The sequence below is a fragment of the Rhizobium sp. FY34 genome (assembly GCF_005222845.1).
GTDB lineage: Bacteria > Pseudomonadota > Alphaproteobacteria > Rhizobiales > Rhizobiaceae > Neorhizobium.
The window spans coordinates 403,455-417,166 of sequence record NZ_STFZ01000014.1 but is presented as its reverse complement, the minus strand read 5'-3'; the positions used below and the strand labels follow the sequence as shown (position 1 = coordinate 417,166).

The window sequence follows — 13,712 nt, the reverse complement described above, 5'->3', positions numbered from 1 at the left end:
CATTGCTTCACCATAGAAAGTTCACGGCCATCTCGCTCGCCCTTGCGGCATTTCTCCTGCAATCAGGCTTGCCGCGCGCCGAAGAGGCACAGCCAGAGGCACGCTCGGTTCTCTGGGTCACCGCGAGAGCCGAACATAGCGGCCTTCTCGATTTCGCCGGCAAGATCCAGCCCCGAGTAGAAGCCGATCTCGCCTTCCGGACACTGGGCCGGGTCGTTTCACGAAACGTCAAGCTGGGCGACATCGTGCGCAAGGGCGACGTGCTGATGGCCGTCGATCCGCTCGCCCTGGAACTTGCCGTGCGCAGTACGGAAGCGGAAGTGCGCTCGGCACAAGCACAGCTTCAGAATGCGCAGACCATTGCTGAGAGAAACCAGATCCTGGTAACCAGCAAAAGCGCAAGCCAGGCCGATCTCGAAGTGGCGGAGCAGTCGCTGATTGCCGCGCAGGCGAACCTCGACCGGGCAAATTCCAGCCTCGACAAGGCGCGCGAGCAATTGACCTATGCGACACTCAAGGCCGATTTCGATGGCGCCATCACGGCGACGGCTGCCAATGTCGGGCAGACGGTGGCTGTTGGCCAGACAGTACTGACATTGGCTGGCCTGGAACAACGCGACGCCGTGGTCGATGTGCCGGAAGCCTTGCTCACTCCCATCCGCTCGGCTCCCGACGTCACCGTCGAACTGCAACTCGACCCCACCATCTCGACGAGCGGAACCTTGCGGGAAATCGCACCGGAGGCGGATGCAACGACACGCACATACCGGGTCAAGATTGCAATTGACAAGGCGCCACCCTCCTTCCGCCTTGGCTCAGTCGCCACGGTGCGGTTCTCAGCCGATATGCCCTCGGAAGCCATTCGCCTGCCTGCATCGGCCGTCTTCGATGAAGAGGGCAAGCATTTTGTCTGGCGGATCGACAAAGCCTCCAACGCGGTGCGCAAGACCGAAATCGACATCGGGTCGCTCACAGCCCAAACAGTGCTCGTGACGGTCAAGTCCGGACTGTCGCTTGGAGACCGCATCGTCGCTGCCGGCGTCGATCAAATCAAGGACGGACAAATCGTCAAACTCGGACAGGAACGCCGCACGTGAACAAGTTCAATCTCTCGGACTGGGCCCTCGAGCATCGCTCCATCGTCTGGTATTTCATAATCGCCTTTTCCGTGGCCGGAATGCTTGCCTATCTGGAACTCGGGCGCGAGGAAGATCCCTCCTTCACCGTCAAGACTATGGTCATCCAGGCCCAATGGCCCGGCGCATCGGCCGAAGACGTGACCGAGCAGGTGACCGACAGGATCGAGAAGAAGCTGCAGGAATTGGCCGCACTCGACTATACGCGCAGTGTCACCCAGGCCGGCCAGACAACGGTCTTCGTAAACCTTCTGGCCTCGACCAAGGCAAAGGACGTTGCCCCGACCTGGCTTGTCGTGCGCAACATGATCAATGACATACGCGGCAATTTCCCAACCGGCGTACAGGGGCCCTTCTTCAACGATCAATTCGGCGACGTTTATGGCAATATCTATGCCTTCACCGCCAGCGGCCTCAGCCAACGGGAACTTCGCGACCGGGTGGAGAATGCCCGCACGAAAATCCTGACTGTGCCCAATGTCGGCAAGGTGGATGTCATCGGCGCGCAGGACGAGGTCATCTATCTCGAATTCTCGCCGCAGAAACTGGCGGCGCTTGGCATTGACAGCTCTATCGTGATCACCACGCTCCAGGCCCAGAATGCCGTTACCCAGTCGGGCGTGATGCAATCGGGACCGGAACGGATTGCGCTGCGTGTTGGCGGCAGCTTCACCACCGAAGAGAGCCTGAAGGCGGTCAATCTGCGGGTCAATGACCGGTTCTTTCCGCTCACCGATGTGGCCGAGATCAAGCGCGGCTATGTGGATCCGGCAACCGCGCTGTTCCGCTACAATGGCCAGCCAGCCATAGGGCTTGCTATCGGCATGAAGCCTGGGGCGAACCTTCTGGCATTTGGCGAGGCGCTGGACGCCAAGGTTGAACGGATCGCCCGGCAGATGCCGGCCGGCGTGTCCATCTCACATGTCTCCGACCAGCCGGCCGTGGTTGAAGAGGCCGTTTCCGGCTTTACCCGCGCCTTGTTTGAAGCCGTCGTCATCGTGCTTGCCATCAGCTTTATCAGCCTTGGCATCCGGGCCGGTCTTGTGGTGGCCATCTCCATCCCGCTCGTTCTCGCCATCACTTTCCTGGTTATGCAGTATTCCGGCATTTCCCTGCAGCGCATCTCGCTTGGCGCGCTGATCATCGCACTCGGCCTTCTCGTCGATGACGCCATGATCGCCGTGGAGATGATGATTGCCCGCATGGAAGTCGGCGACAGCCTGCGCCAGGCGGCGACCTATGTCTACACATCGACCGCCTTTCCCATGCTGACCGGGACATTGGTCACCGTGGCAGGCTTTCTGCCGATTGCCTTCAACAGCAGCAGCGCCGGTGAATTTACCTTCACCCTGTTCGTCGTGCTGGCAACCTCCCTGCTTGCCTCCTGGGTGGTGGCCGTCGTCTTCACACCGCTTCTCGGCGTTACAATCCTGCCGAAGACGCTGAAGAAGCACCAGGATCACAAGGGTCGCATCGAGCGGGTATTTTCCGTCGCACTACGCTTTTGCCTGCGCTGGCGCTGGCCGACAATCATCGCCACGCTTGCGTTGTTTGCGGCCTCCATCTTTGGCCTGTCTGCGGTACAGCAGCAGTTCTTTCCAAGCTCCGACCGCCCCGAACTGATCGTAGACTGGAACCTGCCACAGAATAGCACGATTGCTGAAACCGGTCGTCAGATGGCGAAATTCGAAACGGACAAGCTGTCCGGCAACCCCGATATAGATCACTGGTCAAGCTATATCGGCCAGGGCGCACCACGCTTCATCCTCTCCTACGATGTCCAGGACCCCTCGCCGGCTTTCGGGCAGACCGTGATCGTGACCAAGAGCCTGGAAGCCCGTGACCGGATCAGGTCGGATCTGCAGGTCTACCTCAAGGCAACATTCCCCGGCACCGATGCCTTCGTGAAGCTTCTCGATATCGGCCCGCCGGTCGGCAAGCCTGTCCAGTATCGGCTTTCGGGACCGGACCCGGTCACCGTACGTGACCACGCCCTCAAGCTCGCCACCCTGATGGGCGAAGACCCATCGCTTGCCAGCATCGTCATGGACTGGAATGAACCGGCCCGCGTCGTCAAGATGGAGGTTCTGCAGGACAAGGCCCGCGATCTGGGCGTCACCTCGCAGGACATCGCCAATGTTCTGAACGGCGTCGTGCAGGGCACCAATGTCACGCAGGTTCGCGATGGTATCTACCTCGTCAATGTCGTCGGGCGCGCGCAGGATAGCGACCGCTCGTCGATCGATACGCTGCTGAACCTGCAAATTCCCAACAGTTCCGGGCAGTCCATTCCGCTCTCATCTGTCGCCACCTTCCGCTACGATCTGGAACAGCCGAGCATTTCGCGCCGCAACCGCATCCCCACCATCACGCTGAAGGCAGGTGTTGTCGGGCCAAAGCAACCGGCAACCATCGTCAAGGAATTGCAGCCGAAGATCAAGGCCTTCGCCGAGGAACTCCCGGACGACTACACTGTTGCAATCGGTGGTGCAGTCGAACAGAGCGCACAGTCGCAGGCGCCGATAATACAGGTCGTGCCAGTCATGCTGTTTGTCATGGCAACCCTGTTGATGGTCCAGTTGCAGAGCTTCCACCGGCTGTTTCTGGTCTTTTCGATCGCCCCGCTGGCGCTGGTCGGTGTGGTGGCCGCACTCGTGCTCAGCCGCGCACCGCTCGGTTTCGTCGCCATTCTCGGCGTCCTGGCACTGATCGGCATTCTGATCCGCAATTCGGTGATCCTGATCGTGCAGATCGAGCATTTGCGCGCGGAAGGCCTGTCGCCTTTCAAGGCAGTGATCGAAGCGACAGAGCACCGGATGCGGCCTATCATGCTGACGGCGGCTGCCGCCACGCTTGGCCTCATCCCGATTGCACGCGAAATCTTCTGGGGGCCGATGGCCTATGCCATGATGGGCGGCATTGTCGTGGGAACCCTGCTCACGCTGTTGTTTCTGCCTGCACTTTACGTCACCTGGTTCCGCATTCCGCGCGAACCAGACTGACACCAAGCGTCCGCCGGATGGCCTGGTAGACCGGAAACAGGAACCGGAACGCCAGTCCATCAGGTGAGCCTGTAGAGATCCCGCCTGATCAACAGGATTTCGACAGGCCTGGACGATAGCGACGGGGCCCAAGTCTGCTCGCCCCGTCGCCCATCGTCCCGATAGACATTCGAGGTTTGGAGACGCCTATCAAGCCACCAGATGGGATTCCTTCATGCGCAACGTCACCAGCACGCCGGTTTTCGTCCAGTCATAGGCAATCGAACCGCCCAACTGACCGGTCACGGTGCGCTGAAGCAGCTTGCTACCATAACCCTCCGCAGCCTTTATCGGTTCTATGGGCGGGCCGCCCTGCTCCGTCCAGACAAGTTCGACATCATCATCCACCGATCTGCCGGTTATATCGAGTTGGCCCGCCCCATCCGAAAGTGCGCCGTATTTCAACGAATTCGTCGCCAATTCATGAATGATGAGCGCCAGACTGGTCGAGGCTTTCTCACCGATGCCCATTCGCGGCACGGCCACACGGATGCGACCGGCAAAGGCATCCACATCATCATAGGGCGCCAGCAAAACGGTAAAGAGATCACCCAGCAGCGCCGCACTGCCCTGTCCACCCGGAAGAGGTCGTACAAGGTCATGCGCACGCCCGAGTGAAACGAGACGCTGCGTCAACTGATGCGCCATTTCTTCCTTTGTCTCGGTCGATCGAGAGGTGATGGCTGTTAGCCCAGCGGCGAGCGCCAGAAGATTTTTAACCCGGTGGCTCATTTCACCGGCCAGCAGCTCATGGCCTTCCTCGGCCTGCTTGCGACCCGTGACATCAATGAAGATGCCAGTCATCCGCCGGTCGGCTTCGCACGGTCCGTTGCCATGGCCGCGCGCGGAAATCCAGCGTACATCCGTCGCCTCGGTCAGGATGCGGAAATCGATTTCAAACGGACCGTCGATCACGCGTGTGGCGATAAAGGCTGCCCGCACCCGGTCGCGGTCGGACGGGTGTATCTTCATGGAGAGCAGTTCGAATGTCAGCGCGCCACGATCTGACACCTCCCACAATTCATAGGCCCTGCCATCCATCTCGAAGGCGTCATGCTCGACCATCCAGGCCCAGAGGGCAACGCCCGCCGATGTGATGGCATTGCGAAGCTCGCGGGCGCTCCATTCAGGCTGGCCGGCCGAACCTTGGCTATTCATCGATACTCTTCCATTTGCACGCCATCGGCGCAGCAAGCATCGACTGACCCAGGCGACGCGCGCAACATAAGAACTGAGCTATTGGCCAACACTTCACCTATTCTGGGGCAGTTCTGCCTTGAACAGCGGTGCTCATCGCTTCCTGTACCATAGACATGGCAGCAGTTCACCACATCGCAGGCGTGGCAGCTGTCGATCTGTGTGTATATGTCACATTCCATTGCGATAACAAGGCATGCCGTGTGTCGCAAATCGAGCCGATTGCGCCCAGGGTGTTTACACCGGCGAGATGTAGAAGGTTGGCGCCGGATAGAGCGCCGGGCTCTGGTCGCGGATCACCCGCGCTGTGCGATGCGGTCGGTTGGAAGGACCTGTATCAAGATAATGCTGCGTCACCAGCGGGCGGAACCCTTCGGCGCGGATCCAGTAGTGGATGTGCGGCGGGCGGGGCCAATATTCTTTTGGGAAAAGCGACATGACTTCAAAGCGGCCGGCTGAATCTGCGATGACGGTGCCGCGCATGTCGATCTCGTCATCCCGAAAATCGCGGTAATTGCCTTTCTTCTCAGGATGATAGCGTCCGCGTCCATCCGTCTGCCAGAGTTCCAGCCGCGCACCGGCAACCGGCATATCGGGTGACGCCGCATTCATGACTCTCCCGACGATGCGCATGGGCTCGCCGGGTTTGCCGAAACGGTTCAAGTTATCGACCACAGGCGTATTGGCAATGTAATATGGCCCTTCCATATCGCTTGCGGTCGGCATCATAGCCTGCTGCGCCTCGGCCCAACCCACCGACAGACCCAGACTGGTCGGCACCAGGGCTGCAAACTTGAGGAGCCGGCGCCGTGCGGGTTCTCTGTTCATGCCGCTCATGGGAGTTCTCCTGTCTGTTGGCATTCTCAACACCAAGGGCTTCCGGTGCACCGGCAAAACCTAGCCCGACAGAGCCGCCAACGGCAATTCACGTTGCCGCGGGCGGGGTGGCAGAACCAGCCGGTCAGCCTTTGCCGTAAGGCCAGGCCCGTTCCAGCAGGCCGGGCAGGATCTCGTCTGAAAAACGCTGCGGGTCAGCCCCATCGAAGAGATATTTCGCCTTGCCGTCGAGGATCAGATTGGCCATGCCATGGATCGAGGACCAGACGGAAAACAGATCGGCCATCCGGTCTTCACCGGCACCGGCGCGCCGGCCGATTGCCTGGGCAAAGCCGCTGAGTGCCTTCGAACTTGCGGCACTGTAGCGCGGATCATCCCGATCCACGAGATCGGGGCGGAACATCAGCCGGAAACGGCCGGGATGGGCAAGCGCAAAGGCCACATAAGCGCGTGCCAGTTCACGCAGATCGCGCGCCGGATCATCGCTCTCTGTCACGGCATTCAGATAGTCGCCAAGGCTGCCATAACCTAAGAGCGCCACCTCGGTCAGAAGCCCCTTGGCACTGCCGAAATGATGGGCGGGCGCTCCGATGGAGACCCCGGCACGCCGTGCCGCTTCCCGCAGGGAAAATCCTTCGATCCCCTTCTCAAGAATGATGGCATCGGCTGCCGCGATCAGCGCCGATTTCAAGTTCCCGTGATGATATCCCGATTTTTCGGCTTTGGCGTTCATTGGTATCTATACAGTGCTCAGATTGAGGTCTATGGATAATCTTATCAGTGATAACATCCATCAGCAACGGGAGTATGCATATGACCAAGACCTGGCTCATTACCGGCGCAAACCGCGGTTTCGGCCGCGTTTTCGCCAAGTCGGCCCTGGAACGCGGCGACCGGGTGGCCTTGACCAGCCGCAAGCTTGAAGCGCTTGACGATCTTGTCGCGACCTATGGCGAACAGGTCCTGGCGTTGAAACTCGACGTGACGGATCGCGGTGCCTGCTTTGCCACCGTGTCGGAGGCCGCTGAAAAGCTCGGACGGATCGATGTCGTCGTCAACAATGCCGGCTATGGCCTGTTCGGCATGGTGGAAGAACTGAGCGAACAGCAGATGCGCGACCAGATGGAGGTCAATTTCTTCGGCCTCTTCCATATGACGCAAGCCGTCATGCCGGTGCTGCGGGCGCAAAAGGCCGGCCATATCGTACAGATCTCCACCGTCGGCGGCGTCGTGACGTTTCCAGGCCTTGGCGGCTACCATGCCTCGAAATGGGCGGTCGAGGGCCTTTCCGACACGCTGGCGCAGGAGGCAGCCCCCTTCGGCATCAAGGTCACGCTGGTCGAGCCCGGCCCCTATATGACCGATTGGGCCGGAAGTTCTGCAACGCATGCCATACCGATCGGGGCCTATGATCCGCAGCGTCAGGCCATGAAAGAGCGCCAGTCGCAGATGCCGCCAGCCATGTATGGCGAACCGGATGCCACAGGTCCTGCCATCCTGAAGCTGGTCGATTCGGAAAACCCGCCGCTGCGCCTCTTCCTCGGGGCGCTGCCCACGATGATGGTTCCGGGCATTTATCAGGCCCGCCTTGATACGTGGGAAGAATGGAAGGACGTATCGGTTGCAGCAACGAAGGTGAGCCATGGTTGAACCGGTCGCTTCCCGGACCAGCCGGAGTTCCGTGTCAGGCTGGGCCCTCTCTATCCTGATCGCGCTGGTGATGATCCTCGGCGCCTTCGGCCATCTCCTGCAACCGGATTATTTTGCGGTTCTGGTTCCGCCATGGCTTCCGGCCCGTCTGGTCCTGCCAGCTACGGCTGTGCTGCAGATCATCATTGGTCTGGCGGTTCTATGGCCGGCCAGCCGCGCGCAGGCAGGCCTTGCCTTTGCGCTGCTCTGCGCCGCCTACATGCCGCTGCATCTGTGGGACTTCTTTCGTCCCGACCCGGTCTTTGCGCCGCCATTTGCAGCGCTGACCCGTGTCTTCGTCCAGATCCTGTTCATCTGGGCAGGCTGGACCCTGTGGACAAGACGTCGGTCCTGACAGCGTCCTGATCATGCCATTGGCCAGCGCCTGAGCCGGCCAATGGCAATTCAGCGTCAGAACTTCATGCTGACCGACAGGGCCGCGTTGAACGACTGGCCGACGGAAACGCCATAGGCGGAATTGCCGATTGACGACGTATAATAGGTCTTGTCGAAAATGTTGTTGAGGTTGAGCTGGATCTCGATCGGCCGCTCACGCTCGATCGTATAGGAGGCAAACAGATCGACCACGCCGTATCCGGGCAGGTAGAAACTGTTGGCCGCATCACCGGCACGCCGGCCGGCAGACCGCAAGCCGGCACCAAAGCGCAGGCTGCCCGCACCGCCAAACACCTCGCCATATTCATAGGCCAGCCGAAGGGCTGCCGTGTGGCGGGCGACATTGGCCAAATCGTTCCCGGCATAATCGGGATCTTCCACCACATGGGCATCGGTCAGGCCATAGCTCGCCACGGCCTGCAACTCATCGGTCAACTGGCCGGCCAGATCAAGCTCGATGCCCTTGGAGCGCACCAGGCCCGCCGTGCGATAGACCGTCTCGCCGCCGACGGTTTCGGCATAGGCAACATTCTTCTTCTCAGCATAGAAGACGGCAAGCGTTCCGCTCAGCCAGTCAGTGAAATCGGCTTTCGCGCCGATCTCGTAGGAAATGCCCTTTTCCGGATCGAGACCGCCATAGGCGCTGGTGATTGAGCTGTTGGGGCGGAAGGTCCGGGCCACATTGGCATAGAGCGAGGCATCCGCCGTTACCTTGTAGACGAGGCCGGCATTGGGGATCAGCGCGTTCCCGGCCGTATCGGTATTGACCGTCGAGCCGGCGCCGGCTTCGATGTCGTAATGCTCAAGCCGCAGCCCGGCAACCGCGATCAACTGCTCGGTGAGATGCACACGATCCTGGGCATAGATCGCCTGCGTGTTGAGGTTCTGATATTCCCGGATCGAGGTCGCCGCATTGTAGCTGCACGGTGCAATGGCACCATAGACCGGGGCGTTGACGTTAAAGCGCGTGTTGAGATTGCACTGCTGCAGGGTTGAGCGGGCAATATCTTCTTTTCGCAGTGCGACGCCGAAAAGAAACTCGTTTTCAAAGCCGAACAGGTCTTCCTTGCCGGTCAGATCGGCCCTCAGCGAATGCACAGTCGTATCGTAATAGCCGCGCACATCGGAGCGGCGGGTCAGCACGCCGGTTGCGGAATTATAGGCCGTTGCCCGCGTCTGGTCGGCGGAAAAACTGTCCTTGCTGAAGCCATAGTTCAACGACAGGTCCCAGTCCTCGCCAAGTTCGCGGTTGATCGATGCCTTGAAAAGATCCGACTTGCCATCGACTTCCGACCAGCCTTCGTCCAGCCGCTGGCGCGGGCTGATATCCAGAAAGGCACGTCGCGTCGCGTCATAGACGGTGCCGCGGTCGTAGGGCGTCAAATAATCTTCATGCGTATAGGACAGGTCGATCTCGGTTGCCTCGCCTTGCCATTTCAGCGAGGGCGCCACGAGCCAGTTGCGGTTTTCGCCCAGATTGCGCCAATAGTCGCCCTTCTCGCCCTCGGTGATCAGGCGGTAGGACACGCCGCTGTCGCTGACCGGCCCTGTCACATCAAGACCCGCCTTGCTGGAATAGCGACCGGCGCCAAAGGCGCTGACCTTCGACCAGACCTCAGCCGAAAACTCATCTTCCGGCTTCTTCGTCACCAAATTGATCATGCCGCCAGGATCCAGAACGCCGTACAGCGTCGAGGCCGGACCTTTCAACACCTCGACATGGTCGGTCGTGGCGTTGAAATTATGCGCAAGGGCCGTGTTGAGACCATCGGTCAGAATGGAGCCGTCGCGGCTTTCGCCAAAGCCACGGCGAATGATCGCATCATTGGCGCCGGCAATGGTGTTGGATTGCGAAATGCCGCTGACATCCGACAGGGCATCGTCGAGACTATCGGCTGACTTATCCTTCAGCGCCTGCGTCGTCACGGTGGTGATCGCCTGCGGGATTTCAGTAACAGGGGCATCGCTGCGGGTTGCCGTGGAGGTGCGGCTGGCCTTGTAACTCTTGCCCGATCCGCCATTGGCCGTTCCATCGACCAGAACCCTGTCCAATACGGTCACGCTCTCGTCGTCGGCCAGACCATCGTTTGGCAGCATCAGGCTTGCTCCACCGAGTGTCAGCGACAGGCAGATGAGAGAGGCGGGTCGGTTGATTGTCATGGGATATCGCACACAGGTGTTCATCGGAAAGCGGATGGCCGGTGGTCAGATAGATGAATGTAGTAGTCAAGTATTTTTCCGAATGCTGGGATTGACGGGCGCCCTCTGCCCGCCTGGCTTTGTGAAGCGGCCAAGCCCCTTCGATGCTCGGACACATGCCAAGAGCGGCCCTGTAAACCGGCAGAAACCTTTTAAAATGCGGGCGTAGGACCTGCCATTTGGAACCTATCTGCCGCTCTGACGGGAGACACCCCAGCCGGGAGCCAGCCGTCAGCGCAAAGGCTTATACAGGCCGCGGCCAAACTTTAATGACACCATAATAGTTGACTACTACATTCATCTATGACGACAAGGGCCGGTCTTTCAACCGAAGTCCCGCGCCAAAATGACCGGAAATGCCGAGCACCTACCACAGCCACGCCTGACAGCCGACAAGCTTTCCATCGGTTACGGGGCCAAAACCGTGGTGGAAGGCATTGCGCTGCAGATCGCCAACAACCAGCTGACGGCATTGCTCGGCCCCAACGGCTCGGGAAAATCCACGCTTCTATCGGCCTTTGCCCGGCTTTTGCCGGCGCGCCATGGCAGCGTGCTGCTGGATGGCCATGACATTGCCCGCCAGCCGACGCTTCAGGTTGCACGTCGGCTCGGCATGCTGCCGCAGCAACCGCCCGTGCCGGAAGGCATCAGCACCTTTGATCTGGTGGCGCGCGGCCGGTTTCCGCATCAGGGTTTCCTGCGCCACTGGAGCCGGGCGGACGAAGCGGCGGTGGCGGACGCCATTGCCCTGACCGGCATTGCGGATCTGGCGGAACGGCCGGTGGAAAGCCTGTCCGGCGGCCAGCGGCAAAGAGTGTGGATTGCCATGGTGCTGGCGCAGGAAACGCCGCTTCTGCTGCTCGATGAGCCGACCACCTTCCTCGATGTGGCCCATCAGGTTGCCATTCTCGATCTGTTGCGCGATCTGGTTCACAAGCACGGCCGCACGGTGGTCTGCGTGCTGCATGACCTGAACATGGCGCTGCAATATGCCGATCATCTCGTCTTTCTGAAAAATGGCACGGTCCGGCATCGGCTGGCAGATCCAGCGCTCTGCACCTGCGCCATCGTTGAGGACGTCTTCGATCTCGCCTGCGTATCCGTACCCCATCCGCAGACGGGGCTACCCGTCTTCCTGCCAGGAACGATGGCCGTGCCGGGGCACTCCGCGTGACAAGAGCCGCAGCCCATGCCGGCCATCGCTGGCGAAACCTTCTCCTGTGCGTGTTTGCCGTCTTGATCGCCCTGGCTGTCCTGCACCTTTTGCAGGGGCCGCGAACCATCCCTTTGTCGTCCTTCATCGATGTAATCGCCAACAGAAAGCATGAGGATTTCGACCGCTTCGTCATCCTCTTCTTGCGGCTGCCGCGCATTCTGGCCGTGGCAATTGCCGGCGCGGCCCTGGGCGCCGCCGGCTATCTCTTGCAAACGGCCATGCGCAATCGCCTGGGAGAACCGCAGATCCTGGGGCTCAATGCCGGTGCAAGCCTTGCTGTGGTTCTCCTCACCACCTATCCGCTCTTTCCCATGCCGGACATGGTCATGCCACTGGTCGCAAGCCTTGGCGCCGGCATCGTCTTTGGCCTGGTGCTGATGCTGTCGACAGTCGGCACAGATCGCTTCGATCCGGCGCGCATGGTGTTTTTCGGCATTGCTCTTTCGGCACTCTCCCATGCGATCGTCTCGGCCATCCTGATCCTCGACGAAGACACGCTGGAACAATTGCGGTTCTGGCTGGTCGGCGACAGTGCCGGCGTCAGCTATGCGGCCATCGTCGCAACCGCACCGGCTGCCGCGCTCGGGCTGGTGCTCGCCTGCCTGCTGATGCCGGCGCTGTCCGCCTTCACGCTCGGCGAAACACTGGCCACCACGCTGGGCGCCTCGGTTCGCCGCACCCGGCTTGCAGCACTTGCCGTCACAGCGCTCCTCTGCGGCGCTGCCGTGTCGCTTGTCGGGCCGATCGGCTTTATCGGCCTGATGGCGCCGGCGCTCTGGCCGCATCTGCACCACCGCCCGTCCGTCAGCGCCCTTTTGCTCGTCGCCTTGTCCGGTGCAGCCCTGCTACTTGCCGCAGACATTCTGGCGGTCGGGCTCCTGGCGCCCATCGAACTGCCGACCGGCGCCGTCACCGGCCTTGCCGGCGCACCGGTCTTCATCTGGATGGTGACAAGGAAGCGCCTATGAGCAGCCATGGTTTTGTCTGGCGCGCTGCCGGCTTCTCGCTCCGATTTCGCCCACAGGCTTTGCTCGCCAATCTGTGGCTCTTGCTGGCACTGGTGCTTGCCGCCGTGCTCAGCCTTGGGCTTGGCAGCCATGCCATTGCGCCAGGAACAGTGCTTGCATGGCTGAGCCTAGGCGATATCGGCTGGACGCCGAGCGTCATTCTTGGGCAATTGCGCGCGCCGCGCCTGGCCCTTGCCATGTTGAGCGGCGCCATGCTGGCACTTGCCGGCGGGCTGACCCAGCACGTGACGCGCAACGGGCTGGCGGATCCGAGCCTGATCGGCGTCAAGGCCGGCGCCGCACTCTGCATCGTGGCGCTGATCCTCGCCTTCCCGGCGGCCCCGCTTGGCCTGCGCCCCGTCATTGGCCTTGCCGGCGGGCTGGCCGCCGGGCTTGCCGTCGGCTTTCTCGCTCGCGGCACCTCGCCGCTCACCTTCGTCATGATCGGCTTCGGACTGTCCTGGTGCCTGTCATCCGTTCTCGTCGTGTTGCTGACGTCCGCTGATATCCGCAGCCTGCAGCGGGTCATGCTCTGGCTTGCCGGTAGCCTGGAAGGCGCCGACTGGCCGGGCGTCCAGCTTGCGAGCCTCATTCTTATTGTCGCATCCGCCATCATCCTATCTCTGGCACGCCATGCGGAACTCGATGATATCGGCGCGGAAAAGGCCGCAACACTTGGCGTGCGCCAGGCATGGCTGCGCAGCTTGTGCCTCTGCGCCGTCGTGCTTCTCGTGGCGGGCGCGGTCTCGGTCGTCGGCGGGCTCGGCTTTGTCGGGCTCATCGCGCCGCATCTGGCCCGTTTACTGCCTCGCCAGAGCCTGCGCAGCCGTCTGGTCTCGGCCATGCTGATCGGCGCGCTTCTGGTGCTTTCGGCTGATCTGGCCGGTGCCATGCTGTTTTTACCCATCCGGCTGCCCGTCGGCATTCCGCTTGCCATGATCGGCGCGCCAATGCTGATCCTTCTGCTGTGGCTGCGTCGAAACAGGATCTGAAC

General features: G+C 61.0%; 11 protein-coding genes. 7 read left to right on the top strand and 4 right to left on the bottom strand.

All coding sequences use genetic code 11. The annotated features are described in order from the left end of the window. Positions 1 to 2 precede the first annotated feature (2 nt). Positions 3 to 1,097: an efflux RND transporter periplasmic adaptor subunit gene (locus E8M77_RS12835; protein WP_137131014.1), complete on the top strand. Its 1,095-nt coding sequence runs from the start codon at positions 3 to 5 to the stop codon at positions 1,095 to 1,097. Beyond that, positions 1,094 to 4,138, top strand: coding sequence for an efflux RND transporter permease subunit (locus E8M77_RS12830; RefSeq protein WP_137131013.1), 3,045 nt, complete (start codon positions 1,094 to 1,096; stop codon positions 4,136 to 4,138). Before E8M77_RS12835 ends, E8M77_RS12830 begins: the two co-directional genes overlap by 4 nt. A 189-nt stretch (positions 4,139 to 4,327) precedes the next feature. On the opposite strand, the gene E8M77_RS12825 is transcribed toward E8M77_RS12830, so the two are convergent. From E8M77_RS12825 to E8M77_RS12815, 3 genes are all read right to left on the bottom strand, one after another. Continuing rightward, positions 4,328 to 5,335: a sensor histidine kinase gene (locus tag E8M77_RS12825; RefSeq protein ID WP_137131012.1), complete on the bottom strand. Its 1,008-nt coding sequence runs from the start codon at positions 5,333 to 5,335 to the stop codon at positions 4,328 to 4,330. Positions 5,336 to 5,611: 276 nt separating this feature from the next. Continuing rightward, positions 5,612 to 6,211: a hypothetical protein gene (locus E8M77_RS12820; protein ID WP_170975845.1), complete on the bottom strand. Its 600-nt coding sequence runs from the start codon at positions 6,209 to 6,211 to the stop codon at positions 5,612 to 5,614. 124 nt (positions 6,212 to 6,335) lie between these two features. After that, positions 6,336 to 6,944, bottom strand: coding sequence for a TetR/AcrR family transcriptional regulator (locus E8M77_RS12815; protein ID WP_137131010.1), 609 nt, complete (start codon positions 6,942 to 6,944; stop codon positions 6,336 to 6,338). An 80-nt stretch (positions 6,945 to 7,024) separates the two neighbouring features. Here E8M77_RS12815 and E8M77_RS12810 point away from each other — a divergent pair, with 80 nt between their 5' ends. Further along, positions 7,025 to 7,861 carry an SDR family oxidoreductase gene (locus E8M77_RS12810; RefSeq protein WP_137131009.1) on the top strand — a complete coding sequence of 279 codons (837 nt, stop codon included), beginning with the start codon at positions 7,025 to 7,027 and terminating at the stop codon, positions 7,859 to 7,861. After that, complete coding sequence (locus E8M77_RS12805; protein ID WP_137131008.1) at positions 7,854 to 8,255, top strand: hypothetical protein; 402 nt, start codon at positions 7,854 to 7,856, stop codon at positions 8,253 to 8,255. The genes E8M77_RS12810 and E8M77_RS12805 overlap by 8 nt, the downstream gene beginning before the upstream one ends. A 56-nt stretch (positions 8,256 to 8,311) precedes the next feature. Here E8M77_RS12805 and E8M77_RS12800 read toward each other — a convergent pair whose 3' ends face one another. Then, positions 8,312 to 10,456: a TonB-dependent siderophore receptor gene (locus E8M77_RS12800; protein WP_137131007.1), complete on the bottom strand. Its 2,145-nt coding sequence runs from the start codon at positions 10,454 to 10,456 to the stop codon at positions 8,312 to 8,314. Positions 10,457 to 10,841: 385 nt separating this feature from the next. Between E8M77_RS12800 and E8M77_RS12795 the strand changes: the two genes are divergently transcribed. Genes E8M77_RS12795 through E8M77_RS12785 form a run of 3 tightly spaced genes read left to right on the top strand, consistent with a single transcriptional unit; the run spans position 10,842 to position 13,710 of the window. Beyond that, complete coding sequence (locus E8M77_RS12795; RefSeq protein WP_137131006.1) at positions 10,842 to 11,669, top strand: ABC transporter ATP-binding protein; 828 nt, start codon at positions 10,842 to 10,844, stop codon at positions 11,667 to 11,669. Beyond that, positions 11,666 to 12,679, top strand: coding sequence for an iron ABC transporter permease (locus tag E8M77_RS12790; RefSeq protein WP_137131005.1), 1,014 nt, complete (start codon positions 11,666 to 11,668; stop codon positions 12,677 to 12,679). Before E8M77_RS12795 ends, E8M77_RS12790 begins: the two co-directional genes overlap by 4 nt. Next, positions 12,676 to 13,710 carry an iron ABC transporter permease gene (locus E8M77_RS12785; protein ID WP_137131004.1) on the top strand — a complete coding sequence of 345 codons (1,035 nt, stop codon included), beginning with the start codon at positions 12,676 to 12,678 and terminating at the stop codon, positions 13,708 to 13,710. Before E8M77_RS12790 ends, E8M77_RS12785 begins: the two co-directional genes overlap by 4 nt. Positions 13,711 to 13,712 lie beyond the last annotated feature (2 nt).

Coding starts and splice junctions, on each gene's coding strand:
- E8M77_RS12825 (WP_137131012.1), bottom strand. CDS start 5,335: ATGAATAGCCAAGGTTCGGCCGGCCAGCCTGAATGGAGCGCCCGCGAG.
- E8M77_RS12820 (WP_170975845.1), bottom strand. CDS start 6,211: ATGAGCGGCATGAACAGAGAACCCGCACGGCGCCGGCTCCTCAAGTTT.
- E8M77_RS12815 (WP_137131010.1), bottom strand. CDS start 6,944: ATGAACGCCAAAGCCGAAAAATCGGGATATCATCACGGGAACTTGAAA.
- E8M77_RS12810 (WP_137131009.1), top strand. CDS start 7,025: ATGACCAAGACCTGGCTCATTACCGGCGCAAACCGCGGTTTCGGCCGC.
- E8M77_RS12805 (WP_137131008.1), top strand. CDS start 7,854: ATGGTTGAACCGGTCGCTTCCCGGACCAGCCGGAGTTCCGTGTCAGGC.
- E8M77_RS12800 (WP_137131007.1), bottom strand. CDS start 10,456: ATGACAATCAACCGACCCGCCTCTCTCATCTGCCTGTCGCTGACACTC.
- E8M77_RS12795 (WP_137131006.1), top strand. CDS start 10,842: ATGACCGGAAATGCCGAGCACCTACCACAGCCACGCCTGACAGCCGAC.
- E8M77_RS12785 (WP_137131004.1), top strand. CDS start 12,676: ATGAGCAGCCATGGTTTTGTCTGGCGCGCTGCCGGCTTCTCGCTCCGA.